Genomic DNA, 25,715 nt, shown 5'->3' on the forward strand with positions numbered 1-25,715 from the left:
AAAAAAGAGGCTGTGTCATAAGATACAGCCTCTTTTTTTATAGTCTTATTCCTGGTGGAAGTAATTCTTTGTAAATTGGATTTTTTTTAAAGAATGCTACAATTCTTGGCAAAATCGGAACTACTTTCCACTTTTTTTCGATGGCATTTTCTAAAATACTTTTTAAAAAATCATTCAAAAAATCTTCATTGTCAAAGCCTTCGGGTGTGTTAATTTTGGTTAGAAAAAGTTTCTTTTCCTGAAAGGAGTATTCCACCGACACGAGTCCTTGCGTTGTAGTAGCCTCATACTGTCTCGAAAATGCATTATCTTTAATTTCCATAAAAAAAGTATTGTAGTTATTGTTACATAGGGATTTCGATCAATAAAATTTTTGACTGTTTAAGAATTTTAATTTCGATGTTTTCAACAGCAGTAATTCCTATAGCGTCTCTCGCAGATAATTTTTCATTATTAATTTCGATTTCACCTTCAATCAAGAATAAGTATATGCCGTTGTTTTCAATTTTTACGGGATACGTTACGGTCCTGTCTTGATCAAAAATACCTAAATTGAAAAACGTGTTTTGATACACCCATAGCGCGTTTCCGTCGTTTTTGTCCTTAGGCGATACAATGTTTACAAAGCTATTGTTGTTCTTTTCTAGGTCAAATGATTTTTGGTCGTATCTCGGAGTAACGTTTTCTTGATTAGGAAATACCCAAAGTTGTAAGGTCTTTGCGTTTTCTGTTTGGGATGCATTCATTTCAGAATGTTCTACGCCGCTACCTGCGCTCATGACTTGAACCTCTCCAAAACCAATAACGCCTTGGTTGCCCATGCTGTCTTTGTGCATCAAACCACCTTCGAGCGGGATGGTGATAATTTCCATATTGGCATGGCTGTGCGTGCCAAAACCAGCACCAGCAACAATAGTATCATCATTTAGAACACGTAACATGCCAAACTGTATGCGATCCGGATTAAAATAATTACCAAATGAAAATGAAAAATTAGCTTTTAGCCAGCCAAAGTCGGCTGTGCCTCTTGTATTTGATTTGTAAATTTGCGAAGTCATAATTTATTATTAATATATGATTGTATGTAGGTGTATTTTCTAAAAAAAAATTAATTTTAAACAAATTTCGGTATAATAATATCGAAAGGTGTTATAAATAAGTTAAAAGCAATTATGAGTAAAATACATGTTTATTTTATGCCTGGTTTAGCGGCCAGTATAACTATTTTTGAGCGTATAAAACTACCTGAAACTGATTTTGAAATACACTTCTTGGAGTGGGAAATTCCATTTGATAATGAAACATTGGTAGCGTATGCCAAGAGAATTGCAGATAAAATAGTTCATCAAAATCCTGTTTTAATAGGAGTTTCTTTTGGGGGTATTTTAGTTCAGGAAATGGCAAAACATATTGCTGCTAGTAAAGTGATAATTATTTCAAGTGTCAAGAGTAATGCTGAATTCCCTCTTCGATTAAAACTGGCTAAGTCTACTAAAGCATACAAGTTAATCCCGATGAACTTGATTTTGAACATAGAAAGTTTGGCTAAATTCTCTTTTGGAGAAAAAGTAAATCAAAGACTCAAGTTGTATGAGAAGTTTTTATCTGTTCGGGATATTCGGTATTTAAATTGGGCAGTAGAACAAGTGGTGCTTTGGGATAGAGTTGTAGTTGATGAAAATGTGATTCACATACATGGAGATCTAGACGATGTTTTTCCTATAAAAAACATAAAAAAATGTATTGTTGTAAAAGGTGGTACTCACATTATGATTTTAAATAAATACAAATGGTTGAATGAGAAATTACCACTTATAATTAATGATTGTTATGGGGTTTTAAACATTTTTGAATAAAGTGTGCTTAATGTTTTCTTGTAGTTGTGTTGAAGCTTAATTTAGTGTTTGTTGTGCGAATCATATCTTCAAAAAGGGAATAACTCATTGCGAATGCTGCGTCCTTGGAAATTTTTATTTTATTTTGATTTTTAATTCGGTTAATGGTTACTACCTTTTTATTTTCGTCTATGTAATAAACGGTAGGCATTCCTAATGTGTGTTTTAAAGTAGCTACTATTTTAAAATCATTTTGGTAAGCCTCATTAGCGTAGCAAATTTTTATTTTAGAATTAAATTGATTTGCTGTTTTCTTTAAATTTTTCTTTTTGTCCCAAAAGACTATGACTATTTGTAAATTATTACCATATTTATTAGCTAGTGTATTCAAAGCTGGAGCATCTCCTTTGTTACGCACGCACCAGCTGGCATAAGTTACTAATAAAATGGGTTTGTTTATTTTGTGAAGTATTACTTTTTTTGAATGATATCCTTTTATTGTAAAATCATCAAATAGAGTACCATTTAGTTTATGTTGGACTAAAGAGTCAAATAAACGCTTGCCCTCTGTGAAGTCTTTATTTTCAAAAGCAATTGCACTTGCTGATCGATAAGGTTTAATATTGCGTTTTACAGCATCAGAAAAATAGACAATACTATCTTGTGCATAATTGCCTGTGGTAAAGAGGAAAAATAACAGTAAGTATAATTTTCTCCACATATATTTTTATTATTGTTTAAAAGTATGTTAATAACTTTATTAATTTTAATAAAATCGTTCAATTACCAAAAAAATCGACAAACTGTAATAGGTGTAAAAAAACCACTTACAATTGTAAGTGGTTCGTAATTAATTTATTAAAAAAAAAGAGTTACATCTTTTTCATTTGCTCTTTCATCATTACAATTTGCTCTTTCAGCATGTTTTGTTTGTCTAATTTTTTAGCTTCGTTCAATAATGTTGTTGCTTCCAGCTTACGACGTCTCGTCATGGCTACACCAGCAAGGTTTAATTTGGCTACAGCCAAATCCATATCCATTGATAAACCAAGTTCAATTGCTTTTTTGAAATATTTCTCAGCTTGATTGATATTAGTTTGAGAAAGCATAATTCCGTGAAGGTAATTAAAGTAACCCTGTTGTTTTTGTACCAATGCAGTCTCTGGATTTTTAATGTATGCTAACCATTTTTTTGCACCTTCAAAATCTTGTTTTCTTAATTTAAGAAAAGCTAAAAGGATGAATTCATTTTTAAAATATAAAAAAACGGGGATAACACTTAGTATTAAAAGAAAAATTCCGTTACCAATATTACTCTCTGTGAATTGCCAAATGCCAGTAGCTACAATAAGTCCGGCAATAATAAGTTTGATATTTCTGTGAAACATAGTATGTTTAATTTAAGATTACAAATATAGTAAAATGAATTGAAAATAATTTTGCAAAACTACTTGTGAGGAAAAAAAGTCTTTGTATATTTGCACTCGGTTTTCGAATAAACAATTATTCAAATTAGTAGACATATAAATAAGATTTTAAAGATACAAAGCAATGAGCAAAAGAACATTTCAACCATCGAAAAGAAAAAGAAGAAATAAGCACGGATTTATGGACAGAATGGCTTCTGCTAATGGAAGAAAAGTTCTTGCGCGTAGAAGAGCTAAAGGAAGACATAAATTGACTGTTTCTAGTGAACCAAGACACAAAAAATAATGTTTGAATAAACATAATTAAGGCGTTACTTTTTTTAGTATCGCCTTTTTTTATACCTATTCGTTAAAAAAGGAAAGGTATTTTTACAGTTAAGTATCTATTTTTGATACTTTTAATAATTATAAACAACAACTACACAACACTACATAAAATGCCAAAAGATACATCTATAAAATCCGTTTTGATAATAGGTTCTGGTCCTATTGTTATTGGTCAAGCTTGTGAATTTGATTATGCAGGCTCACAATCCGCACGTTCTATTCGTGAAGAAGGAATTGAGGTCATCTTAATCAACTCTAACCCAGCTACAATTATGACTGATCCCTCAATGGCTGATCATGTTTATTTGAAGCCATTGACCACAAAGTCAATCATTGAAATTTTAAAAGCACATCCTCAAATTGATGCAGTTTTACCAACGATGGGAGGGCAAACGGCCTTGAATTTATGTCTAGAGGCTGAAGAAAAGGGGATTTGGAAAGATTTTGACGTAAAATTAATTGGTGTTGATGTTAATGCTATTAATATTACTGAGGATAGAGAGCAGTTCAAACAATTGCTTAAAAAAATAAATGTACCCTCGGCACCTGCTGAAATATGTACATCCTACCTTAGAGGGAAAGAAATTGCGCAGGAATTTGGTTTTCCATTGGTAATCCGTCCTTCGTTTACATTAGGAGGAACGGGAGCAGCAATTGTATACAAAAAAGAAGATTTTGATGAACTTTTAACTAGAGGTTTAGAAGCTTCTCCTATACACGAAGTTTTGATTGACAAAGCTTTGATGGGTTGGAAAGAATATGAATTGGAACTTTTGAGAGACAAAAATGATAATGTCGTTATCATTTGTTCTATCGAAAATATGGACCCGATGGGGATTCACACCGGAGATTCCATTACAGTTGCTCCAGCAATGACTTTATCTGATACAACGTTTCAAAAAATGCGTGATTATGCTATTTTGATGATGCGTAGCATAGGGAACTTTGCGGGTGGATGTAACGTACAATTTGCTGTTTCGCCAGATGAAAAAGAGGATATTGTAGCCATTGAGATCAATCCTCGTGTGTCTCGTTCTTCTGCGTTAGCATCCAAAGCAACAGGATATCCTATTGCAAAAATCGCCTCTAAACTGGCATTGGGTTACAACCTAGATGAATTGCAAAATCAAATTACAAAATCTACTTCGGCATTGTTTGAGCCAACTTTGGATTATGTAATTGTAAAAATACCACGTTGGAACTTTGATAAGTTTGAAGGAGCTGATAGAACATTAGGACTTCAAATGAAATCTGTAGGTGAGGTGATGGGAATAGGACGTTCGTTTCAAGAAGCTCTTCACAAGGCCACACAATCTTTAGAAATAAAAAGAAATGGTTTAGGAGCTGACGGAAAAGGATATACCAACTACGAACAAATTATTGAGAAACTAACTTTTGCAAGTTGGGATCGAGTTTTTGTGATTTATGATGCTATTGCCATGGGAATTCCTTTGAGTCGCATTCATGAAATCACTAAAATAGACATGTGGTTCTTGAAGCAATATGAAGAACTTTATACTTTAGAAAAAGAAATTTCTACATTTAAAGTTGAAACGTTGCCAAGAGAATTGTTGCTTGAAGCCAAACAAAAAGGGTTTGCTGACAGACAGATTGCGCACATGATGGGTTGTTTAGAAAGCCAAGTTCATGATTTGCGTACCGCTAAAAATATCAACCGTGTATTTAAACTGGTAGATACTTGTGCTGCGGAGTTCAAAGCAAAAACACCATATTACTATTCTACTTTTGAAGCTGAAATCGAAAAAGCAGATGGTACACGTTACGTAGACAATGAAAGTATTGTTACGGATAAAAAGAAAATTATTGTTTTGGGCTCAGGGCCAAATCGAATTGGGCAAGGTATTGAATTTGATTACTCTTGCGTACATGGTGTGCTTGCTGCAAAAGAATGTGGCTATGAAACCATCATGATCAACTGCAATCCCGAAACGGTTTCGACCGACTTTGATACGGCAGATAAATTGTATTTTGAACCTGTTTATTGGGAACATATTTATGATATTATTCAACACGAAAAACCAGAAGGAGTTATTGTTCAGCTAGGGGGTCAAACGGCTTTGAAATTAGCTGAAAAATTATCTAAGTACGGAATCAAAATCATAGGAACTAGTTTTGATGCACTGGATTTAGCTGAAGATAGAGGGCGTTTTTCTGAACTTTTAACAGAATTAGCTATTCCGTTCCCACAGTTTGGTATTGCAGAAACTGCTGATGAAGCATCGGCATTGGCAGACCAACTGGATTTTCCATTATTGATTCGTCCTTCTTATGTTTTAGGAGGGCAAGGAATGAAAATTGTTATCAACAAGCAAGAACTAGAGGAACACGTAATTAATTTATTGAAAACCATTCCAGGTAATAAATTACTTTTAGATCATTACTTAGATGGTGCTATTGAAGCTGAAGCTGATGCTATTTGCGACGGTGAAAATGTATACATCATAGGAATTATGGAACATATTGAGCCTTGCGGTGTACACTCAGGCGACAGTAATGCTACTTTGCCGCCATTCAACTTAGGTGAATTTGTGATGCAACAAATAAAAGATCATACTCAAAAAATTGCATTGGCACTTAAAACAGTTGGATTAATCAACATTCAGTTTGCGATAAAAAATGATATTGTATACATTATAGAAGCTAACCCAAGAGCCTCTCGTACGGTGCCGTTTATTGCAAAAGCCTATGGAGAACCGTATGTGAACTATGCAACAAAAGTGATGTTAGGCCACAATAAAGTAACTGATTTTGATTTCAATCCGCAGTTGAAAGGATTTGCCATTAAGCAGCCCGTGTTTTCTTTTAGTAAGTTCCACAATGTAAACAAAGCTTTAGGACCAGAAATGAAATCAACCGGGGAAAGCATTTTATTTATTGATGACTTGAAAGACGATCAATTTTATGAATTGTACTCTAGAAGAAAAATGTATTTGAGTAAATAAAACTCTAAATATTTATATTGACAAAGCCCCAATTGGGGCTTTTTTTATGAAGAAACATTAAGTACTTAATATTTTATATTAAAGTTACCTTGTGATATTTGATGAGTAGTTGGTAATGTGAAAGAAGTTGCTGTAAAATAAAAGCTACCTGTTACTCTTTTATTAGTAATGTCATGACTAGAAATAGTAATAGTCCCAGATGTTGCTGCAAAACCACCATCAGTGGAATTAGCCGTATATTGCCCTACGTATGTCCCAAAAGGGTCAAAATCGTATGTTCCTTGTTTTACATCACTTGGGAAGTTAATGGAAATGGCTTCATTACCACCTCTATTTGCTACAATTGCAATTGAGTTTGTGAGATTAATTTTTTGAACGAATAGTATTGTTGGAACAAAGTTAGTGCCGTTTAATTTAGCACTAAATGAATTTGTAGATGTAGTAGGTGTATTAGTTGTAGTTGCAGTGCTGAATACAACTTGATTTCCATAATAAGTTCCTTTGCTATTAGTAGCATATGCTCTCACATAATACGTTGTATTAGCAGATAACACGCTAATCGAGGAAGAAAAAGTTCCTATTCCAGAATCATTACTTGTTTTTGAATTTGAAGTAGTTGGATTTTGATTTGTACTCCATACAACTCCCCTAGATGTTATTGCTGCACCGCCATCAGTGGTTATGTTTCCACCACCTGAAGCAGTAGTACTTGTGATGCTATTTATTGCTGAGGTTGTTATTGTAGGCGTTGTATTTGCATTTGAATTGATTGTTTTAAAAGAGACTTGATTACCATAGAAAGTGCCATTACTATTTGTTGCGTATGCACGAACGTAATAGGTGGTGTTTTCAGACAATGAAGCTAAAGAAGAGTTAAAATTACCAATTCCAGAACCATTAATAGTTTTTGTATTAGTTAGTGTTGGGTTTTGAGAGGTGCTCCAGACAATCCCACGAGCAGTGATCGTAGCTCCTCCATCTGTTGTAATGTTTCCACCTCCTGAAGCAGAAGTAGCAGTAATACTGCTCATTTCTGTAGTAGTCAGAGTTGGAGTTGAGTTTGTAATTGGCGTTTGAAATGACACTTGATTTCCATAGGCGGTACCTTTACTATTTGTAGCAAAAGCTCGTACATAGTATGTGGTATTAGCTGTTAAAGTCGTTATAGATGTGGTAAAAGTACCTGTTCCAATACCATTTATTATTTTTGAATCTATAATGGTAGGATTTTGATTTTTACTCCAAACAATACCACGAGCAGTTATTGCTGAGCCTCCATCAGAAGTTATGTTTCCACCAGCGCTGCAAGAGGTGGTAGTAATATTTGTAATAGAATTAGTTGTTAGAATAGGGTTCGAAGATTCTAATGTTGGTTCAAAAGGTTCGACATTACAATTATAAAACAATAAACATATGATTGCGGTTATTGCAAAATGGAAAGCTGATTTTTTCATTTTTATTCTGATTTGGTTTTTGATAATCTATTTTATTAATTCGTTACAAATGTAGTAAAATTATTCTTAAATTTTATTGGTGATGTATTTTCTAATATTGTTAAGTTTGAAATCGCTTGGGATGTATTTTTTTATTAGTATTCATGACGTGTCACTTCAAATTGTGGGTGATTTTCCATATTTTTTATAAATTTTGAATAAACTTTAAGACCTATTAGGGATTTCTAAGTAGGAAATATTTAATTGAAGACTTGAAAGACGATGAGTTTTGTGAATTGTAATTCAAAAGAAAAATGGATTTGAGTAAATAAAACTCAAAGTATTGATACTAAAAAGCCCCAACTGGGACTTTTTTATTAGAATTTTAAAATTTCGAGTGCCTTTAGAATCAAGGGGTCATTTTTATTTTCGATATCCTTTTTGGTATTCTTAAGTTCTATTTTTACTGGAACACCAACATCTTCAAATAATTTTTTATCCGTAGAATAATATCTTTGATTAGATAATGTGAATGAAATATTATGCGATAGATCTGCTCCAAACATGTCTGATAACATACCCGATGTATTGGTGCCAATAGTTGTTACGTTGCTTTGTTGGTATAGCGAAATTGTAAAATCTTCTGCAGAACTTGCTGTCTTATCATTGGTTAAAATCACTATAGGTTTTAAATAACGAATACCAGTGTTTGGGATGATATATATAGATTCGGGATTGCTGAAATTTTCATAATCTCCTTTTTGCCTAATTGATTTGTAATGTGTTATTCTTTTTTCTAATGCAAACCTACTGGCTAAACTATCTCCTCCATGTCCGCCACCATTTGACCTCATGTCTATAATAATAGCTTTTGTTTCTGAAAAAGATTTTAAAATACTATCAAAAAGCGTTAGCATTAATTGAATATCTTCCTCTTCTTTTTTATCATCAAAAAGGCTTTCAAGAGTTCCAAAACATCTTGAGATTCTGATGTAGCCAATGTCATCATTTTTTGCAACATTATATAGAGGAATTTCTTTTACAACAGGTCCTACTGCAGTTACTTTTGAAAAACCATTATTTTCTAATGTGGTAAAGCTAGTTTTCCACAGCTCATTTTCAAGCCCTTTAAATTCTTCACGAAATGCTGAATACTTTTTTACTTTATATAAAATTTCATCATTTTTTGAAATAGTAATATGCCCATCGTTTAAAGATTCAACCATTTTTTTAAATAATTCAATCAATTCTTTTTCTTTGGTTTTACTTGTTACCAGTGGACGGAATTTCTCGTAAGTTTCATTCCAGTTGATCTTTTTTAAATCGAAGAAAGCATAGTTATCTTTGAAGGTTGTCCAGAAAATTTCGAAATCTTTTTCGGGCTGACTTAGTTTTTTACTGTTTTGACTTTTGGAAGTACTACTTAACAAAAGCAGAATTACTATTATAAATTGATTTAATTTCATAGATGAAAATAATTTTTATAACTATTTTTTTTAGTAAATATATTGAATTCTTGACAGGATAATTAATTACATGAAAATAAGCTCCAATTATGGAGCTTTGTAAATTGGAAGTTATTCTTGTTTATTCTAAGATTTATTATTCATTTGATTGCAACATGTTATCTCTTGTGTTTTTCTGTACTGATATAGCACCAAATAGAGCTAACAAAAAAGCAAAGGCATAAAAACCTTTTTCACTTGCTAAAATGGTTGCATTCCAAAGTCCAACAATAAGCAATACAATAGATAAAAGTGTAGCAAACCAGCAAAGTCCGTAATAGAGATCTGTAACAGGTAATTTTTCTAGTCTGTCTCTAACACTTTTTTGCAATGAAACCACAGCAAATAATCCGAACATTAAAACGGTGAAATAATATCCTTTTTCATTTAAAAGCATTTCAGCTCGTGAAAGACCAACTATGAAACCAACTGCCCCTGCTCCAAGAGCTACCCATGATGCCGCTATAAAGGCCATCGATGTTTTTTGTACCATATTTATTTTGTTTTAATTGTATTTTGAAAAAATGTCAGTGTCTAAAGCAGTCCAAAAACAACATTTTTGACCACTAATTTTTAGAGCGCTATTTGCCCATGTATTGCACGTTTGAAATAAGCTATAACTGCCATTAGCTTCATAGAAAGCGTCTGTTTTTCCATAATTTGCATCTGTCTTTATATTTAAATAGTTACCAGATGCATCTTTTTTAAAACTATTACTAATGTATTTGATTAAACGAAAATACTGTTCTTTGCTGAGCATTATTTTTTTGCAGTCATTAGCTTGAATCATTTTTTTGTAATAAGTAGTATGAATTGCTGTAGTACTTAAACCTGTGGCGGCTTTAATTGCAACTGAAGCTTTTAAGTCAGACCACTCAGGAGTTTCTAGATAAAAGCCTTTGTCTCCCCAGCCCAATGCTAAATATTTATAGGTAGAATCGGCAATTTTAGTATTTTGAAATTGGACTAGTTTACTCCAATCTATTTGATCATTTTTTGTAGGCACTACTATATCAGTATGAACTCCATTGGTTATGATGTAAATTTCTACTTCGGGGTTTGTATTATATTCTTGATTTACAGTAATTTTAGAAAGTGTAAATACAGCAATAAGATATAAAAATACAAATCCTAAGAAAGTTAAAAATATTTTTAAAGTAAGTTTTAAAGCTTTTTTCAATGAAGACTATTTTATGATTTTTAAGATTTGAAAGCATGGTTATCCTACAAAAATAGAAAAAATATCAACTTATTGAATTAAAAACATATAAATTATAATGCATCTATTTCATTTAGTAATTGACTTTTCTGAAAACTAAGAATGAGTTAAATAAAGTATGTTATTCTCTTTTTAATCATAATAAAAATGGTTTGTTTTATAAAAATTATTCTCCTGAAAGGTTTTATCATTTAGGGGGTCAGCCTTTTAGTGAAAGTGCTTAGACTAGGATTTTTTTGCGCGTCTATATATCGTTTTAGGCAATATTTCCCAAATCTGTTGGAAAAGGGCGATAAGCATAATAGTGTAGCACCTCTTCAATGGCTGTGCTTAATGCTTTATTGATAGGCATCATAGTAGTTCCTAGGCGTGCATCAATCTGGGAAAGTTGCATGTAATAGTCTGTAAAAACAGGAATGTAAAGCCCTTTACTTATAGCTTCTTCAGTAGTTTTGTAGTGCTCGTTTTGTCCTTCTTTTATGATTTTGCAAGTCGCTAATCGTAGCTGACCGTATTTGTCTCTTGTGGCTGCATACCCAAAAAGTCTACAAATCAAACCGCGGTATCGGTAATTGCTGCAACGCCCCATAGCTCGATCTACCAAAGTTAAAGGTTGATACAAGTAACAAAAAGTGCTGGATTTATGTTGTAACGTATCCAGCGTTTTTTCAGCTTCTCCATTCAAAAATAAATGCAGTGCCCAAGGCAAAAACTCTAATGGCGACGCTTCTATCTCAGGAGTACTGCAACATGCGCCGCAACCGCTACAACAGTTTAATTGTGATTGGGCCTGAAAGACTACAATTTCCTTTTCAAGACGGTCAAATAATGCTTCTACCAATTGAACCTTGTGCGCTATAGCCATGACTTTCTTGGTAAGGTAGGCTATTAAAAACCAGTAGAGTAAAAATTAGGATTTACTTGTGAGTTGTGATGTAATGGGTGTGCTTTACTAATTTTTGTTTGACTAGCTGTTTATTTTTTTTGTATGCCTAGCAAAGTTTTACAGGTTGCGCATTTTTTAATTTTTAGAGTTTGATTCTAATTTTTTTAGTAGGTCTGATTTTACATATACTTTGCCTTCAATAATTGTGATTGCAACTGTTTTTATGTTTGTAATATCTTGTAATGGATTTTTATCTAGAATTATTAAATCAGCAGATTTGCCTAGTTCGATTGTTCCCCAATTTTTGGTTTCACCAAAGAAGGAAGCAGGTGTTGAAGTGGCCGATTTTAAAATAGTAAAGGTATCAATTCCAGCATTTGACCAATTTACCATTTCATCGTGCATATTAAATCCGTTCATTTGAAAGGTGCCTGCTGGGTCACTACCTAGTAACAAAAGACATTTGTTATCATTGAGTTGTTTTAGAATTTTTTGTTTGTATTGAAATTGAGGTTTGTATTTTTCTGCAGCTTGTATGATTTGGTCATTCCCTTTTGCAGTTACGTAATCGTTTAATTCTTTTTCCCATTTTTCGAGATACGTTTTAGGAGCATTAAAGTATACCAGTCTATTTTTATAGTCATTAGGATAACTTAGTTTTACTGACATAATATCCCAATCTAGCGTAGGGCAGTTGTAAACGCTATATTTTTTTGTTAATTGAATAGCATTTGCAAGAGCACTTGGGTCATTAATTTTTTCGTAGCCAGCAAGATGTTCAATACTTTTGTAGCCAGATTGCAGTACTTTTTCAAGTGCAACTTCCTTAGGATAGTGTCCACAAACGATAACAGAATTTCTATTAGCCGATTTCATCAAGTTGTCAAAAACTTCTTCATTAGCTATGCTAAAAACTTTTATAAAATTAAGATTATTCTTTTTTATTGCAACCATCAAACTGTCAAATTGCGGTTCTGTATATTTATCCTCACGGGATATAATATGACTGTAATGTATTTTAGGACTTAAAATCTTTGAATTGGTTTCAATTTTATTTTTTAGCAGGAGTTGTGGTGTTTTAGTATTCATAATCCTAATGTGAGTTACTCCTGCGGCAATATTTTCCAAAAGATAATTCTCTACATCTTTTTCTGCAGGGACATGGCTGTGCATTTCAGCTAAGCCTGGCATCAAGAACTTGTTGTAACCCTCAATTACTTCAAGGTTTGATTTTTTTGACATTTTATTGTAATCATCAATCTTTACAATTTTGCCATTTTCAATTAAAACGCTTTTTCTTTCAGTAACATTTGGACTGGTCATTGTTATTGTATTAATGTCTTTTATGATCAATCCTTTGGATTCTTGCGCCATTCCATTAATACTCCATAAAACAGCAAAGAGGGATAGTAATTTTAGTTTCATTTTTGCTTTAGTTCTTTTTCTTTATTAGGAATCCATCTTACAACTACTTTCAATTTAACAGTGTAAGTGCTTATTTTTGTTGGTCAAAACAAAAATTCCCAAAGATAATTTGGGAATTTTATCTCATATTTCATTATTTCTTCTTTAATTCCTGCTTGAAAAAATCAATGGTTCTGGTCCAAGATAAAGTAGCGGCTTTTTCATCGTATCTTGGTGTGGTATTGTTGTGAAAACCATGGTTAACACCATCGTAAAAATAGGCTACATGTTGTACGTTGTTCTTTTTTAAGATGGTTTCATAAGCAGGCCAACCTTCGTTCACACGGGTATCTAAGCCAGCATATTGGGCTAGGATAGGAGTTTTAATCATTTCGGCTTCAGCAGCTGTGGGTTGCCCTCCATAATAAGGTACTGCGGCATCAAGTTCTGGTATTTTTACGGCCATCATATTCGCAATCCAACCTCCAAAACAAAAACCAACAACTCCTACATGTCCGTTGCAATCTTTGTGCGATTTTAAAAAATGGTATGCAGCAATAAAATCTTCGAGCATTTCCTCGCGCGTACGTTTCTTTTGTAGTTCGCGTCCCGCATCATCAGTACCAGGATAGCCACCTAATGGAGATAAAGCATCTGGCGCTAGCGTAATAAATCCTTCAACTGCTCCTCTACGGCCTACATCTTCAATGTACGGATTAAGACCTCGGTTTTCATGTACTATAATAATTCCTGGTAATTTCTTTTTTGTTCCTGTAGGTTGAGATAAAAGTCCTTTTATTGGTCCGCCACCTTTATCTGAATTGTAAGTAATAAATCCCGATTTTATTCTGGGGTCTTCTGGCTGAATCAAAATTGAGTCTACATAATTAGGGGACATAAAGCTCAATAATGACGGAAGCGTTAAGGTACCAACAGCAAATAAAGATAGTTTTTCTACAAATCCTCGACGATCAATTTTGTTGTGTGCATAATCGTCATACAAGTCAAATACTTCTTGACTGATATCTTCTTTGGTTATTTTTTTCATAGTTTCTTTTTAGTTGGTACTAAATTATAAAAAAAGTGGGAACGAATTACTTTTGAAAATGGTATTATATTATGAGATTGAAAACGTTTTTATACTCTGTATAAACTTACTTGTTTTTATATTTATATTTTTGTTGTTTCAATCAAACATTTAGGGAGGCAATTCAAATGGTATTTTTTGTCATTTTATAACTAAAAGCTATGAATCCAAAAGGAGAATCACAACAAAATACGGGTTTTGGTACGAATGCCAATAATTACGGTGGCCGTTTTATCAACAAGGATGGAAGTGCCAATGTTGAAAAAAGAGGAATGTTTATCTTAAATAGAATCAGTTGGTACCACACCATGATTGATATGCCACGTTGGCGGTTTCTTTCTATACTTTTGTTATTCTATATTGGAATAAATCTTGTTTTTGCACTTTTATATTATGCAATTGGGATCGAACACTTAAACGGTATTGATGTTACAGGATCTGATTGGGGAAAATTTGGTCAAGCTTATTTTTTTAGTGCTCAAACCTTTACCACTGTAGGGTATGGTCACATTAGTCCTGTGGGTTTTTTTAGTAGTTTATTAGCTGCAGCCGAGGCATTAATTGGTTTGCTGAGCTTTGCCATTGCAACAGGTTTATTTTTTGGAAGATTTAGTAAACCCACCGCTTTTCTTAAGTTTTCCCATAATGCTATCATTGCACCGTATAGAGAGGGTACGGGTTTGATGATGCGAGTAACCCCTTTTAAAAACACCAATCTTACTGATGCTTTTGCTAAGGTCACCATTAGAATGAGCATAAAAGAAAATGGGGTTTATATCAATAAATTTTTTGCATTAGACCTAGAATTAGAAAGAATAAATGTACTCACTTTAAGCTGGACACTCGTTCATCCTATTACAGAGAGCAGTCCACTATATGGTTTTACCGAAGAAGATTTCAAATCTACCAATGGAGAAATTATTGTATTCTTAACCGCTTTTGACGACATGTTTAGCAATACAGTTGCCACAAGAACATCATATACATTTAACGAATTAATTTATGGGGCTAAATTTGAACCTATGTACACTAGAAATGAAGATAATTCTAAGACAATTCTTCATTTAGACCTTTTGAATGCAGTAAAGCACGTAAGTTTAAAGTAAATACGACTGTTTTTGCTTGTTTTGATTTATTTAGTGCCATTTATAATAAAATTTATTTTACATTTGTTCAATAAATATTGAAAAACGATGAACAATGTAAAAAATGTATTCAGTATCAAAGATCTTGAAAACCTTTCGGGGATAAAAGCTCACACGATACGAATTTGGGAGAAACGTTACGATATTCTTCAGCCCATGCGTACAGATACTAACATTCGTTTGTATGATTTGGCTAGTTTACAAAAACTTTTAAATATAACCTTGCTCCATGATTATGGGTACAAGATATCAAAAATTGCAACCTATCCTCAGGAAAAAATTCCGTCGCTTGTACGTGAAATAATTTCTAGTAAAACTGCGAAAAGCCACGCCATCAGCGAGTTTAAGATGGCCATGATGAACTTTGATCAAGAGTTGTTTTTTAACACATACAATTGGTTAATTGCTGAAAAATCGTTCAAGGAGATTTTTCATCAGGTTTTTATTCCATTGATGAATGAATTAGGACTTTTATGGCAATCAGATACCATTACACCTGCTCACGAGCATTTTATTAGTTATTTAATCAAGCAAAAATTGCTAATTAATACAGAGAAACTTCAAGTATTGAAGCAAACCAAGAACGATAAAGTTTTTGTTTTGTCTTTGCCTATGAACGAGATTCATGAGCTAGGTTTGATGTATTTAAACTATGAAGTATTATTGCACGGGTACAAGACGATTTATCTGGGTGAAAGTATGCCTATTGAAAACCTTAAAGATTTAAAAAAACACTTTAACTCTATTGTATATGTGTCTTACATGACGGTTCAGCCAGAAAGAGATCTTCTTGATAATTATATCCAGAAGATGTCAGAAGAATTATTAGATGACACCACAGAATTATGGTATATTGGTCGCATGGTTGAGTTTATAAAAAAGGACGAACTTCCAGAGCAAATAACAATTTTTAATTCTATTTCAGAATTAGTTGATTGGATTTAATATTTTGTTCAAACAATTATTATATTTGCTAAACAAATGATAGATATAAAAAAAATTACAATAATAGGATCAGGTTTCTCTGCTTTGGCTGCAGCTTCCTATTTAGCTCAAAGTGGTCATAATGTGACAGTTTATGAAAAAAACGATGTATTAGGTGGTAGAGCCAGACAACTTAAAATAGACGGTTTTACATTTGACATGGGGCCAAGTTGGTACTGGATGCCTGATGTATTTGAGCGATTTTTTGCTGATTTTGGCAAAAAAACTACTGATTTTTATGAGTTAATAAAACTAGCACCAGCATATAGGGTATACTACGGAATCAATGAATTTATTACTATTGCTGATAATTTAGATGAAATTGTTGCCACTTTTGAGTCCATTGAAAAGGGTAGCGGTGCAAAGCTGCAAAAATTTATGTCACGTGCCAAAAGCAACTATGATATCGCTATTAAAGATTTAGTCTATCGTCCAGGAGTTTCTGCTTTAGAGTTAATCACTACCGAAACGGCATTAAAAGTAGGTGAATTTTTCAGTAACATAAGTAGAGATGTACGCAAGAAATTTAAAAACGAAAGGCTAATCCAGATTTTAGAGTTTCCTGTATTGTTCCTTGGTGCAAAACCATCAGATACACCCTCCTTTTATAGTTTCATGAATTTTGCTGATTTCGGCTTGGGAACTTGGCACCCAAAAACTGGAATGTTTGATGTGGTGAGAGCCATGGTAAATCTTGCAAAAGAATTAGGAGTACAATTTGTAACCAATGCTGGAGTTGACAAAATAATTGTTGAAAATGGTACTGCAGTTGCACTTCAAATAAACGGAGAGCGCATAGCATCTGATTTAATTTTGAGTGGTGCTGATTACCACCACACAGAAACATTATTAGATCAAAAATACAGAGCTTACTCAGAAAAATATTGGGACAGTAGAGTTTTTGCCCCATCATCATTATTATTTTATGTAGGCTTTAACAAAAAATTAGACAACATAACACACCATGCTTTGTTTTTTGATGTTGATTTTTATCAGCATGCCAAGGATATTTATGATGAACCTCAATGGCCTAAAGAGCCTTTGTTTTATGCAAATTTCCCATCGGTGACAGATCAAACTGCTGCTCCTGAAGGTATGGAATCTGGATTTTTTCTTGTACCTTTAGCACCAGGGATAAATGATACTGAGGCTTTAAGAGAGGAATATTTTCAAATAATTATCAAGCGTTTTGAAACTTTAACACAGCAAAATGTTAGAGAAAGTATTATTTTTAAAGAATCGTTTTGTAAAAATGATTTTGTTTCAGAGTATAATTCATATAAAGGTAATGCCTATGGTATGGCAAATACACTCTTGCAAACAGCGTTTTTGAGACCGAAGTTGAAAAGTAAAAAGGTTAAAAATTTATATTTTACAGGCCAGTTGACCGTTCCTGGACCAGGTGTTCCACCCGCATTAATTTCTGGAAAATTAGTGTCGGAATTAATTAATAAGCAATTTTCAGAACAATAGTATGAAGCAATTATTTGACGACGTATCTTTCAAATGTAGCAAGTTAGTTACCAAAAATTATAGCACCTCGTTCTCACTAGCGGTGTACATGCTGTCACCAAGCATTAGGGACGCCATTTATAGCATTTATGGTTTTGTGCGTTTTGCAGATGAAATTGTAGATACCTTTCATGGTTTTGACAAGGAAAGTTTAATCACAGAGTTTGAAGACGAATACTATAAAGCCTTTGATCGTGGTATAAGTCTGAATCCCATCTTGAATTCATTTCAACAAACCGTAAAGCAATATAATATTACTGACGATTTAATTCAGGCCTTTTTACGTAGCATGAAATTGGACTTAATCAAATCTGATTATGATAGTAAAGAAGAATATGATGCTTACATATACGGATCAGCAGATGTAGTAGGCCTCATGTGCCTCAAAGTGTTTGTAGCCGGAGATAACGAGCGTTACGATCAACTTAAGGATGAAGCCATGCGATTAGGATCGGCTTTCCAGAAGGTGAATTTCTTACGGGACTTAAAAGATGATAATTTGGTATTGAACCGAAATTATTTTCCAGGAGTTGACCTAAATTCATTTGATGAAAAGGCAAAAATAGCCATCATTACTGAAATCGAAGAAGATTTTAGAGTGGCTTACGAAGGGATTGTGAAATTGCCAATCGAAGCTAAGTTTGGTGTTTACACCGCATTTGTTTACTACAAAAAATTATTAAAAAAACTTGAAAATACGCCGTATCACGAAATCGGTAGCGCTCGTATTAGGGTTTCTAACTACACCAAAGCAGGTTTACTAGCCAAATCTTTTGTGTCTTATAAATTGAAACTAGTATAATTTTCAGCATTAATAAAAATTGTTACACTTAAATACATAATAAAATGATATTTTTTTTGATTTTTCTTGGTACTTTTTTAACCATGGAGGGGATTACTTGGTGTACCCATAAGTATGTAATGCACGGTTCCATGTGGTATTTTCATGCAGATCATCATCAGCCAAAATACGCAAACATCTTTGAGAGAAACGACATCTTTTTTGTCATTTTTGCAGCGCCAAGCATTGCTCTTTTTTATTACGGAGTTGAAGGCGGCTTGAATTATAGATTTTTCATAGGTCTAGGCATTATGTTTTATGGTTTGTGTTATTTCTTAATCCATGATGTCCTTATTCATCAGCGTTTTAAGTGGTTCAAACACACAAATAATAAGTATTTAATAGGTTTGCGCAAAGCACACAAAGTACACCACAAGCATTTAGGTAAAGAACACGGAGAGTGTTTCGGGATGCTTTTTGTACCCTTCAAATACTACAAAATTTAATAAAAATCGTTGGGGCGTGACCTCGCTTCCACTAGCGTTACAGCGGGGTCGGGCTATCCGTTCCCGCTTTTTTTTGGCTTGACAAAAAAAGTCAACCCAAAAAAAGAGCTCCACTACTATCCCTCACGCGCACAAAAACACCAATTTCTTTTACAAAACCATTATGAAAATATACAAACAAGAAACCGTTCAGCATGTCAATGCATCTGTTGCTGAATGTTGGACTTTTTTTTCGAACCCAAAAAACCTTCAAAAAATTACACCCGAAGGAATGGGTTTTCAAATCACTGATTTTGATCAAAAATCAATGTATCCCGGACAAGTTATACAATATAGAGTGACACCACTTTTTGGCATCACCTTATCTTGGATGACCATTATTACTCAAGTTAAAGAAAACAGCTATTTCATAGACGAACAACGTTTTGGACCTTACAGCTTTTGGCATCACAAACATTTTTTTGAGGAAACCCCAACAGGAACAAAAATGACTGATGTGGTACATTATGGCTTGCCATTAGGCATTTTAGGTCGAATTATGAACGCCTTAGTTGTAAAAAATAAATTAAAATCAATTTTTGAATACCGTGTAACAAAGGTTGATGAAATTTTTAATTCAAAATAATGAGCAAGCAACAAGTATCTCTCTTTTGGTTTAGACGGGATTTAAGACTAGACGATAACGCAGGTTTATTTCAGGCCTTACAGTCAAGCGATGTTGTAATTCCTTTGTTTATTTTTGATGAAGCTATTCTGGATAAACTGCCAGTAAATGATGCAAGGGTCAACTTTATACATCAATCATTAAGTACCATTCAGGATGCATTAGCTCAAATAGGGAGTTCACTACTTGTAAAAAAAGGACAAACTCATGTCGTTTGGAAATCACTTTTAGAAGAGTACGATATTCAAAATGTTTTTTATAACAAAGATTATGAGCCGTATGCATTAGAGCGTGATGCTGCCATTTGTGAGTTGCTGGAACAAAATAATGTAAAAGTACAAGCTTTTAAAGACCAAGTAATTTTCGAAGAAAAAGAAATCACAAAAGCTGATGGGTTGCCTTATACCGTATACACACCCTTTAAAAACAAATGGTTAGAAAAATACAAAACGATGGCGCCTGTTGTGGAGTATGATACGGAATTATTATATGCTAATTTTCATAACAATACCTATGCAATGCCTTCTTTATCCGAAATTGGTTTTGAAAAAAGCGCTATCACTGTTAAGCCGCATAATCTCAAGTTTATATCAAATTATCAGGATACAAGAGATTTTCCAGCTATGGATAAAACCTCTTATTTGTCACCTCATTTGCGTTTTGGGACAGTAAGTGTGCGCAAATTAGTCAATTGGGCTTTTCATAAAAATGATGTTTTTTTAAGCGAATTGATTTGGAGAGAATTCTTTATGCAAATTCTTTACAGTTTCCCAAAAGTAGTCAACCGTAATTTCAAGTCAGCTTATGATGGTATTGAGTGGCGCAATGACGAAGCCGATTTTAAGCGTTGGTGCGAAGGAAAAACAGGTTATCCTATGGTTGATGCAGGGATGCGTCAGCTTAATGAGACCGGCTACATGCACAATAGAGTCCGTATGGTTGTGGCTAGTTTTTTATGCAAGCATTTATTAATTGAATGGCAATGGGGCGAAGCCTATTTTGCACAAAAATTATTAGATTATGACATGTCTGCAAATGTTGGCAACTGGCAATGGGCTGCTGGAACTGGTTGTGATGCAGCGCCATATTTTAGAGTTTTTAATCCAGATATTCAACAAAAAAAGTTTGATGAAAAAGGAGCTTACATTAGAAAATGGATTAAAGAATTTGATTTAGGATACGGAAAACCTATGGTAGATCACGCTATGGCTAGAGATAGAGCTATTGCTACTTACAAAGCAGGAATTTTAAAATAGTTTACATTTAATAATACGTGTTTGAAGTTTTTAAGCGCGTATTGTTTTTTATTTTAAACAGAATTAGTAAATTAATTTTTGAAGCATTCCTTTAAATATAAATCCGTGAAAAGGAACAACGCTGTACCAATACAATTTGCCCCATATTCCATCAGGTCTAAAAGTTGCTGATTGATATAAGGTATTTCCAATTATTTTAAACTCGAGCCAAGCTTCACCTGGAAGTTTCATTTCGGCAAATAAGATAAGTTTTCCTTCTTCTTTATTGGCATACAAAACCCTCCAAAAATCAAGAGCATCACCTGCATGTATGTCATGTCTGTTGGTTCGTCCACGTCTGGAACCTACACCACCATATAATTTATCAATAAAACCTCGTAAATCCCAGAGCCAATCTCCATAATACCAACCCGTTTCACCTCCTATGGACCAAATTCTACTTATGGTAAATTCCCGATCAATGATTTCCATTTTTCTGCGGTCAATAAAGCAGTCTTTTTTGGGTACTTTTAAATAATTAGAAAGATTGGTGTTGAAACGCCCGCTAATCATAGAATCTTTCCAGCTGGAAGCCACCTTATCTTCGTCCACTTTTATCAAAGCTCGTTTTAATGCCTGTTGGTACGTCATAGGTTTTACTTGCACAATGTCATTAATTCTATTGTCATTGCATACCACTTCCACTTTCATACTACTTACTAGTGCCGATGCCAATCTGTAGGATGTTGAAGTTACAAAATACAACCAATAGGAGGAAAGTTTAGGGGTCATTACAGGAACTGTGAAAATCCATCTTTTTAAATTTTTGGCTGCAGCAAAACCTAAAAGCATCTCTTTATATGTTAAAATATCAGGCCCACCAATATCAAAACTTTGATCAAACGTTTTTGGATTCAATAAGGATCGCATTAAAATATCCAACACATCAGTGATGGCTATGGGTTGGCATCTTGTATTGAGCCATTTTGGGGTGATCATTATAGGTAGTTTATTCACTAAATCCCTGATAATATCAAATGAGGCGCTACCAGATCCTACAATAATTCCAGCGCGTAGGGTAGTGGTAGCAAAAGTTCCATTAGTTAAAATATCTTCTACTTTTTTTCGGGAAGAAAGATGTTTTGACAAGGCTTGGTCGTTTACAATACCACTTAGGTAAATCACTTGCTGTACCCTAGTTTGGTTCAACTTAGAAACAAAATTTTTCGCTGATAAACTTTCTAATTCGTCATAGTTTGTAGCTGATCCTGACATGGAGTGTATCAAATAATACGCTACATCTATGGCATTCGGAATATTTTGAACCGATAGTTCTTCTAAAAAATCAACCTCAATTACCGTAATTTTACTTTGAAATTCAATAGGGCAATAAAACCTATTCTTATCTCGTACACAACATATGACTTCATGACCTTGTTCTACTAATAAGGGTAAAAGTCTTTTTCCTATGTATCCTGTGGCACCAGTTAAGAGAATTTTCATGGCTTTATAAATTAGGTTAACAAAAAAAGGAAACTACGCAATATTTAAATCTTGTAATTTCCTTTTGTGAATTTATGGTAGAACTGTAATTTTTAAATAAAGATACAATTAACTTAGTTTATTAGATACCAAACTGATAAACTCTTTTCTGGTTTTGTCTTTTTCAAATGCACCAGTAAATGAAGAAGTAGTTGTTACAGAATTTTGTTTTTGAATCCCACGCATTTGCATACACATATGTTGAGCTTCAATAACAACTGCCACTCCTAATGGATTTAAGGCCTCTTGAATACAGTTTTTAATTTGGTCTGTTAATCGTTCTTGCACTTGCATTCTTCGAGCAAAAGCATCAACAACTCTTGGTATTTTACTCAAACCTACAATTTTACCATTTGGAATATAAGCAACGTGTGCTTTTCCAAAAAACGGAAGCATGTGATGTTCACACATGGAGTACACTTCAATATCTTTTACAACAATCATTTGCTGGTGATCTTCAGTAAACATAGCAGATTTTAGAATTTCTAAAGGATCTAAGCCATACCCATGTGTTAAATATTGCATTGCTTTTGCAACGCGTTCAGGTGTTTTTTCTAGACCTTCGCGAGTCACATCCTCACCTAAATTTTCGATTATTACTTTATAATTATCCGCCAATGCGTTTGTTATTTCGGTATCGTACTGTTCAATTTTTTCGTAACTTTTCATTTCTTTGATCATTCTATTCTGGGTTTCAATTTTTATTTTGGGTGAATTATTTTTAGATTTTAAAAGATACGATGCCGTAGTCCATTTCGAATATCTGACCGGATATGGATTTAGCATTCTCCGAAATCAAGAAGTTAGCCATATTCGCAACTTCTTCGGGCTTTAAATACCCTTTCATCGGGTGGCGTTCTACCATATTTTCCTTCATACGATCGTTTCTTAATATTCCCGCTGCTAAAGTCGTTTCGGTAATTGTAGGGGCAATAGCATTGATTCTAATCACCGATGCTAATTCAGCTCCTAATGATTTTACAAGTCCTTCAATACCTGCTTTGGCCGTTGCAATACTCGCATGAAATGGCATTCCTAATTTTACAGCAACAGTACTAAATAACACTATTGATGGATTAGTTCCTTTTCGTAAAGCGGGTAAGTATTTTTGAATAGCTTTTACAGCCCCAATGACGTTTATTTCAAAATCATTTCTGAAATCGTCAATACTTAAACTTCCTATTGGTTTAAGATTTATAGAACCTGGACAGTAAATTAAAGTGTCTACGTTTTCTATTTCTGGTAAAGCATCTTGTAGGACATTTATTGAAAAGTGTCTCAAGTTGGGGTGAGTTATTTCAGGCTCGTTTCTACTTATGTTGTACACGATATTGCTTTCTAATTGTTGTAATAGTATAGCACTACCAATACCTTTGCTTCCCCCAATGATTACTATGTTTTTCATGTGTAATATCAATCAGTTATTAAAATTTATTTTTGTAGTTGTATGTAAATTATCGTTTTGAAATCTTATTGTTGTTGATTTGTCTTTGCATGGTGCATTTAAATCGTCCTTCTCTAAAATCTCTTAGTTTTTCATGCTTAGTTTTTCTACCTTGAACTCGCTCACGCCACATTTTAAAACTTGAGGGTTTCATTTCGGTGCGCATCAAGTTAATTACTTCTTGTTCTTTGAGTCCAAATTGCAATAAAATAGCATCAAATGTTGTTCGGTCTTCCCAAGCCATTTCTATAACTCGGTCTTTTTCTAAATCAGTAAGTTCTTTTTTTACAGTCACGATAGAATATTTTTGTTATTATCTTTTTTAATCTAGGATTCACTTTCGCCTATATCGGCCATAGTATGTAATTTTAGGATACGAGAACTTTCTTCTTTTACAAGCGGATTTTTTTTCATTTTCCATAAAAAATCACTCGCAAATTTTCTAGTCCTTTCCATATTGACAATTGGTTTTGGATAATCTACACCAACTTCAAAATCATTAAATTTTTGATCTAAATAGGTCATTTTATAAGGTTCATGGATAAAGCTGCGCGGAATATTTTGCAACTCAGGAACCCATTTTCTTATAAACTCTCCCTCTGGATCATGTTCATAACTGTTTTTTATAGGATTATAAATTCGTAGCATGTTTATACCTGTTTCTCCTGCTTGCATTTGCAATTGCGGAAAATGAATACCCGGCTCAAAGTCCAAAAACATTTGGGATAAATGATGGGTAGCTTCCTGCCATGGTTGCCACAAATTATGTGTAAAAAAGGACACTAACATAGCACGCATTCTAAAATTTAGATATCCAGTTTCATTTAAACATCTCATGCAGGCATCAATAAGTGGGAATCCTGTGTTACCTGTTTTCCACGCTTCTATATAGTTCAAATTCACCTTTTTTTGTAAAGAATGAAAGCCTTTATTTACACTCTCAAACTCCATGATTTCCTCCATTTCAAATTTTTGAATAAAATGGGCCTGCCATGTTAGCCTAGAAACAAAGGAGTCAATTTGTTTGGGATCACTACAATTTAATCTAAAAGTAGCTGCTTTTTGCAATACTTCGCGAGTGGATAAATTTCCCCAAGCAATATAAGGAGAAAGTCTACTACAGCTTTTTCTAGCCAATAAAGGTTTAGAAATATGCGAACTATAGTTGAAATAACGTTCAGTAAAAAAGGTTTCTAAATATTTACGCCCCATTGTGGTACCTCCTTTTTGAAAAATGGTATCTGGTACGGTTTCTAGATTCTGTTTTTCTAATGTTTTTTCTATTTCGTTAATCTCTTCAGCTGAGATGTATTTATTCGGATCAAAATCAAAATGTAGTAACGGTGAATTCATATACTGCTCCCAGTCTTGTACCCAGTTGGAACGATTCTTTAAAGCTCTAAAAATACCATTATTGATATTTTCTTCCCATTGAATAAAGTTGTTTTTACAATATCTCTTGAACGTTTTATCTCGTTCATAGGTTATTTTAATTCCTGTTTCTTGGTGTGAATAGACGGTTATTATTTTATAATTTTCTTCAAGAAAATTGAATACTTGAATCACCTCAGATGAAACTGCTAATATTTTTGTGTTAGATTTTTCTAATTGCTTGTTTAAATCTACTATAGATTGTTTGATAAAATTCCAATGTCTTGTACTGTAATGAGTATCATTTTCTAATGATTTTTCAAATACATATAACAACAAAGTAGGTATTCCCGTTTTTGTTGCATTGAAAATAGCTTCGTTATCTTGCAAACGAAGGTCTCTTTTCAACCAGACTACATTGATATTTTTTTTATTGGTATTCATT

At 33.5% G+C, this 25,715-nt stretch carries 26 protein-coding genes; 10 read left to right on the forward strand and 16 right to left on the reverse strand.

Features of this window, described 5'->3' with window-relative positions; genetic code table 11:
• Window positions 1–37: 37 nt before the first annotated feature.
• Window positions 38–322, reverse strand: a complete 285-nt coding sequence (locus tag AC061E_RS12500) for a GNAT family N-acetyltransferase (protein WP_478286537.1) — start codon at window positions 320–322, stop codon at window positions 38–40.
• A 22-nt stretch (window positions 323–344) separates the two neighbouring features.
• The gene (locus AC061E_RS12505) at window positions 345–1,058 is read right to left on the reverse strand and encodes a pirin family protein (RefSeq protein WP_478286538.1); all 714 of its coding nucleotides are present in this window, start codon (window positions 1,056–1,058) and stop codon (window positions 345–347) included.
• Window positions 1,059–1,172: 114 nt separating this feature from the next.
• Between AC061E_RS12505 and AC061E_RS12510 the strand changes: the two genes are divergently transcribed.
• The gene (locus AC061E_RS12510) at window positions 1,173–1,856 is read left to right on the forward strand and encodes an alpha/beta hydrolase (RefSeq protein WP_478286539.1); all 684 of its coding nucleotides are present in this window, start codon (window positions 1,173–1,175) and stop codon (window positions 1,854–1,856) included.
• A 7-nt stretch (window positions 1,857–1,863) separates the two neighbouring features.
• Here the strand turns inward: AC061E_RS12510 and AC061E_RS12515 are convergent, their stop codons facing one another.
• Together AC061E_RS12515 and AC061E_RS12520 are read right to left on the reverse strand one after the other, a co-directional pair.
• Window positions 1,864–2,556, reverse strand: a complete 693-nt coding sequence (locus AC061E_RS12515; RefSeq protein WP_478286540.1) for a TlpA family protein disulfide reductase — start codon at window positions 2,554–2,556, stop codon at window positions 1,864–1,866.
• A gap of 151 nt (window positions 2,557–2,707) precedes the next feature.
• Window positions 2,708–3,223 carry a DUF2892 domain-containing protein gene (locus AC061E_RS12520; protein ID WP_478286541.1) on the reverse strand — a complete coding sequence of 172 codons (516 nt, stop codon included), beginning with the start codon at window positions 3,221–3,223 and terminating at the stop codon, window positions 2,708–2,710.
• A 163-nt stretch (window positions 3,224–3,386) separates the two neighbouring features.
• On the opposite strand from AC061E_RS12520, the gene rpmH reads away from it, so the two are divergent.
• Entirely contained in the window at window positions 3,387–3,548 is a 162-nt protein-coding gene (gene rpmH / locus AC061E_RS12525) for a 50S ribosomal protein L34 (protein WP_008464848.1), read from the forward strand.
• A 151-nt stretch (window positions 3,549–3,699) separates the two neighbouring features.
• The gene (gene carB / locus AC061E_RS12530) at window positions 3,700–6,552 is read left to right on the forward strand and encodes a carbamoyl-phosphate synthase large subunit (protein WP_478286542.1); all 2,853 of its coding nucleotides are present in this window, start codon (window positions 3,700–3,702) and stop codon (window positions 6,550–6,552) included.
• A gap of 65 nt (window positions 6,553–6,617) precedes the next feature.
• Here the strand turns inward: carB and AC061E_RS12535 are convergent, their stop codons facing one another.
• The 7 genes from AC061E_RS12535 to AC061E_RS12565 form a co-directional block, all read right to left on the reverse strand.
• The gene (locus AC061E_RS12535) at window positions 6,618–8,006 is read right to left on the reverse strand and encodes a hypothetical protein (protein WP_478286543.1); all 1,389 of its coding nucleotides are present in this window, start codon (window positions 8,004–8,006) and stop codon (window positions 6,618–6,620) included.
• Window positions 8,007–8,362: 356 nt separating this feature from the next.
• Entirely contained in the window at window positions 8,363–9,451 is a 1,089-nt protein-coding gene (locus AC061E_RS12540) for a S41 family peptidase (protein ID WP_478286544.1), read from the reverse strand.
• Window positions 9,452–9,587: 136 nt separating this feature from the next.
• Window positions 9,588–9,983: an inner membrane protein YiaA gene (gene yiaA, locus AC061E_RS12545; RefSeq protein WP_478286545.1), complete on the reverse strand. Its 396-nt coding sequence runs from the start codon at window positions 9,981–9,983 to the stop codon at window positions 9,588–9,590.
• Window positions 9,984–9,995: 12 nt separating this feature from the next.
• On the reverse strand, window positions 9,996–10,670 hold the full coding sequence (locus AC061E_RS12550; protein ID WP_478286546.1) for a TIGR02117 family protein: 675 nt from the start codon (window positions 10,668–10,670) through the stop codon (window positions 9,996–9,998).
• 295 nt (window positions 10,671–10,965) lie between these two features.
• Window positions 10,966–11,574: a YkgJ family cysteine cluster protein gene (locus tag AC061E_RS12555; protein WP_478286547.1), complete on the reverse strand. Its 609-nt coding sequence runs from the start codon at window positions 11,572–11,574 to the stop codon at window positions 10,966–10,968.
• Window positions 11,575–11,730: 156 nt separating this feature from the next.
• Complete coding sequence (locus AC061E_RS12560) at window positions 11,731–13,020, reverse strand: amidohydrolase family protein (protein WP_478286548.1); 1,290 nt, start codon at window positions 13,018–13,020, stop codon at window positions 11,731–11,733.
• A gap of 133 nt (window positions 13,021–13,153) precedes the next feature.
• Window positions 13,154–14,047 carry a dienelactone hydrolase family protein gene (locus AC061E_RS12565; protein WP_478286549.1) on the reverse strand — a complete coding sequence of 298 codons (894 nt, stop codon included), beginning with the start codon at window positions 14,045–14,047 and terminating at the stop codon, window positions 13,154–13,156.
• Between the two features lie 200 nt (window positions 14,048–14,247).
• Here AC061E_RS12565 and AC061E_RS12570 point away from each other — a divergent pair, with 200 nt between their 5' ends.
• The 7 genes from AC061E_RS12570 (at window position 14,248) to AC061E_RS12600 (ending at window position 20,934) form a co-directional block, all read left to right on the forward strand.
• The gene (locus tag AC061E_RS12570; protein WP_478286550.1) at window positions 14,248–15,192 is read left to right on the forward strand and encodes an ion channel; all 945 of its coding nucleotides are present in this window, start codon (window positions 14,248–14,250) and stop codon (window positions 15,190–15,192) included.
• A gap of 87 nt (window positions 15,193–15,279) precedes the next feature.
• Window positions 15,280–16,176, forward strand: a complete 897-nt coding sequence (locus tag AC061E_RS12575; protein WP_478286551.1) for a MerR family transcriptional regulator — start codon at window positions 15,280–15,282, stop codon at window positions 16,174–16,176.
• A gap of 36 nt (window positions 16,177–16,212) precedes the next feature.
• Complete coding sequence (gene crtID, locus AC061E_RS12580; RefSeq protein ID WP_478286552.1) at window positions 16,213–17,688, forward strand: bifunctional phytoene desaturase/3,4-desaturase; 1,476 nt, start codon at window positions 16,213–16,215, stop codon at window positions 17,686–17,688.
• 1 nt (window position 17,689) lies between these two features.
• The gene (locus tag AC061E_RS12585; protein WP_478286553.1) at window positions 17,690–18,529 is read left to right on the forward strand and encodes a phytoene/squalene synthase family protein; all 840 of its coding nucleotides are present in this window, start codon (window positions 17,690–17,692) and stop codon (window positions 18,527–18,529) included.
• A 44-nt stretch (window positions 18,530–18,573) separates the two neighbouring features.
• Window positions 18,574–19,014, forward strand: coding sequence for a sterol desaturase family protein (locus AC061E_RS12590; protein ID WP_144888901.1), 441 nt, complete (start codon window positions 18,574–18,576; stop codon window positions 19,012–19,014).
• Between the two features lie 163 nt (window positions 19,015–19,177).
• The gene (locus AC061E_RS12595; protein WP_086453576.1) at window positions 19,178–19,639 is read left to right on the forward strand and encodes an SRPBCC family protein; all 462 of its coding nucleotides are present in this window, start codon (window positions 19,178–19,180) and stop codon (window positions 19,637–19,639) included.
• Window positions 19,639–20,934 (forward strand): cryptochrome/photolyase family protein, encoded by a 1,296-nt coding sequence (locus tag AC061E_RS12600; RefSeq protein ID WP_478286554.1) that lies wholly within the window; start codon window positions 19,639–19,641, stop codon window positions 20,932–20,934. The genes AC061E_RS12595 and AC061E_RS12600 overlap by 1 nt, the downstream gene beginning before the upstream one ends.
• A gap of 63 nt (window positions 20,935–20,997) precedes the next feature.
• Here AC061E_RS12600 and AC061E_RS12605 read toward each other — a convergent pair whose 3' ends face one another.
• The 5 genes from AC061E_RS12605 to AC061E_RS12625 form a co-directional block, all read right to left on the reverse strand.
• The gene (locus tag AC061E_RS12605) at window positions 20,998–22,416 is read right to left on the reverse strand and encodes an SDR family oxidoreductase (RefSeq protein ID WP_478286555.1); all 1,419 of its coding nucleotides are present in this window, start codon (window positions 22,414–22,416) and stop codon (window positions 20,998–21,000) included.
• Window positions 22,417–22,524: 108 nt separating this feature from the next.
• Window positions 22,525–23,124 (reverse strand): GTP cyclohydrolase I FolE, encoded by a 600-nt coding sequence (gene folE / locus AC061E_RS12610; RefSeq protein ID WP_086453577.1) that lies wholly within the window; start codon window positions 23,122–23,124, stop codon window positions 22,525–22,527.
• 52 nt (window positions 23,125–23,176) lie between these two features.
• A complete protein-coding gene (locus tag AC061E_RS12615; protein ID WP_230156549.1) occupies window positions 23,177–23,860 on the reverse strand; it encodes an SDR family NAD(P)-dependent oxidoreductase in 684 nt (227 codons plus the stop codon).
• A 49-nt stretch (window positions 23,861–23,909) separates the two neighbouring features.
• Window positions 23,910–24,194: a TIGR03643 family protein gene (locus AC061E_RS12620; protein ID WP_478286556.1), complete on the reverse strand. Its 285-nt coding sequence runs from the start codon at window positions 24,192–24,194 to the stop codon at window positions 23,910–23,912.
• Between the two features lie 32 nt (window positions 24,195–24,226).
• Window positions 24,227–25,714 carry a cryptochrome/deoxyribodipyrimidine photo-lyase family protein gene (locus AC061E_RS12625; protein WP_478286557.1) on the reverse strand — a complete coding sequence of 496 codons (1,488 nt, stop codon included), beginning with the start codon at window positions 25,712–25,714 and terminating at the stop codon, window positions 24,227–24,229.
• Window position 25,715: the final 1 nt, after the last annotated feature.

This window comes from Flavobacterium sp. GNP011 (assembly GCF_056428925.1).

Coding starts and splice junctions, on each gene's coding strand:
- AC061E_RS12500 (WP_478286537.1), bottom strand. CDS start 322: ATGGAAATTAAAGATAATGCATTTTCGAGACAGTATGAGGCTACTACA.
- AC061E_RS12560 (WP_478286548.1), bottom strand. CDS start 13,020: ATGAAACTAAAATTACTATCCCTCTTTGCTGTTTTATGGAGTATTAAT.
- AC061E_RS12510 (WP_478286539.1), top strand. CDS start 1,173: ATGAGTAAAATACATGTTTATTTTATGCCTGGTTTAGCGGCCAGTATA.
- yiaA (WP_478286545.1), bottom strand. CDS start 9,983: ATGGTACAAAAAACATCGATGGCCTTTATAGCGGCATCATGGGTAGCT.
- AC061E_RS12520 (WP_478286541.1), bottom strand. CDS start 3,223: ATGTTTCACAGAAATATCAAACTTATTATTGCCGGACTTATTGTAGCT.
- AC061E_RS12585 (WP_478286553.1), top strand. CDS start 17,690: ATGAAGCAATTATTTGACGACGTATCTTTCAAATGTAGCAAGTTAGTT.
- AC061E_RS12540 (WP_478286544.1), bottom strand. CDS start 9,451: ATGAAATTAAATCAATTTATAATAGTAATTCTGCTTTTGTTAAGTAGT.
- AC061E_RS12615 (WP_230156549.1), bottom strand. CDS start 23,860: ATGAAAAACATAGTAATCATTGGGGGAAGCAAAGGTATTGGTAGTGCT.
- AC061E_RS12555 (WP_478286547.1), bottom strand. CDS start 11,574: ATGGCTATAGCGCACAAGGTTCAATTGGTAGAAGCATTATTTGACCGT.
- AC061E_RS12600 (WP_478286554.1), top strand. CDS start 19,639: ATGAGCAAGCAACAAGTATCTCTCTTTTGGTTTAGACGGGATTTAAGA.
- rpmH (WP_008464848.1), top strand. CDS start 3,387: ATGAGCAAAAGAACATTTCAACCATCGAAAAGAAAAAGAAGAAATAAG.
- AC061E_RS12570 (WP_478286550.1), top strand. CDS start 14,248: ATGAATCCAAAAGGAGAATCACAACAAAATACGGGTTTTGGTACGAAT.
- carB (WP_478286542.1), top strand. CDS start 3,700: ATGCCAAAAGATACATCTATAAAATCCGTTTTGATAATAGGTTCTGGT.
- crtID (WP_478286552.1), top strand. CDS start 16,213: ATGATAGATATAAAAAAAATTACAATAATAGGATCAGGTTTCTCTGCT.
- AC061E_RS12505 (WP_478286538.1), bottom strand. CDS start 1,058: ATGACTTCGCAAATTTACAAATCAAATACAAGAGGCACAGCCGACTTT.
- AC061E_RS12575 (WP_478286551.1), top strand. CDS start 15,280: ATGAACAATGTAAAAAATGTATTCAGTATCAAAGATCTTGAAAACCTT.
- AC061E_RS12565 (WP_478286549.1), bottom strand. CDS start 14,047: ATGAAAAAAATAACCAAAGAAGATATCAGTCAAGAAGTATTTGACTTG.
- AC061E_RS12535 (WP_478286543.1), bottom strand. CDS start 8,006: ATGAAAAAATCAGCTTTCCATTTTGCAATAACCGCAATCATATGTTTA.
- AC061E_RS12625 (WP_478286557.1), bottom strand. CDS start 25,714: ATGAATACCAATAAAAAAAATATCAATGTAGTCTGGTTGAAAAGAGAC.
- AC061E_RS12605 (WP_478286555.1), bottom strand. CDS start 22,416: ATGAAAATTCTCTTAACTGGTGCCACAGGATACATAGGAAAAAGACTT.
- AC061E_RS12595 (WP_086453576.1), top strand. CDS start 19,178: ATGAAAATATACAAACAAGAAACCGTTCAGCATGTCAATGCATCTGTT.
- AC061E_RS12590 (WP_144888901.1), top strand. CDS start 18,574: ATGATATTTTTTTTGATTTTTCTTGGTACTTTTTTAACCATGGAGGGG.
- AC061E_RS12515 (WP_478286540.1), bottom strand. CDS start 2,556: ATGTGGAGAAAATTATACTTACTGTTATTTTTCCTCTTTACCACAGGC.
- folE (WP_086453577.1), bottom strand. CDS start 23,124: ATGAAAAGTTACGAAAAAATTGAACAGTACGATACCGAAATAACAAAC.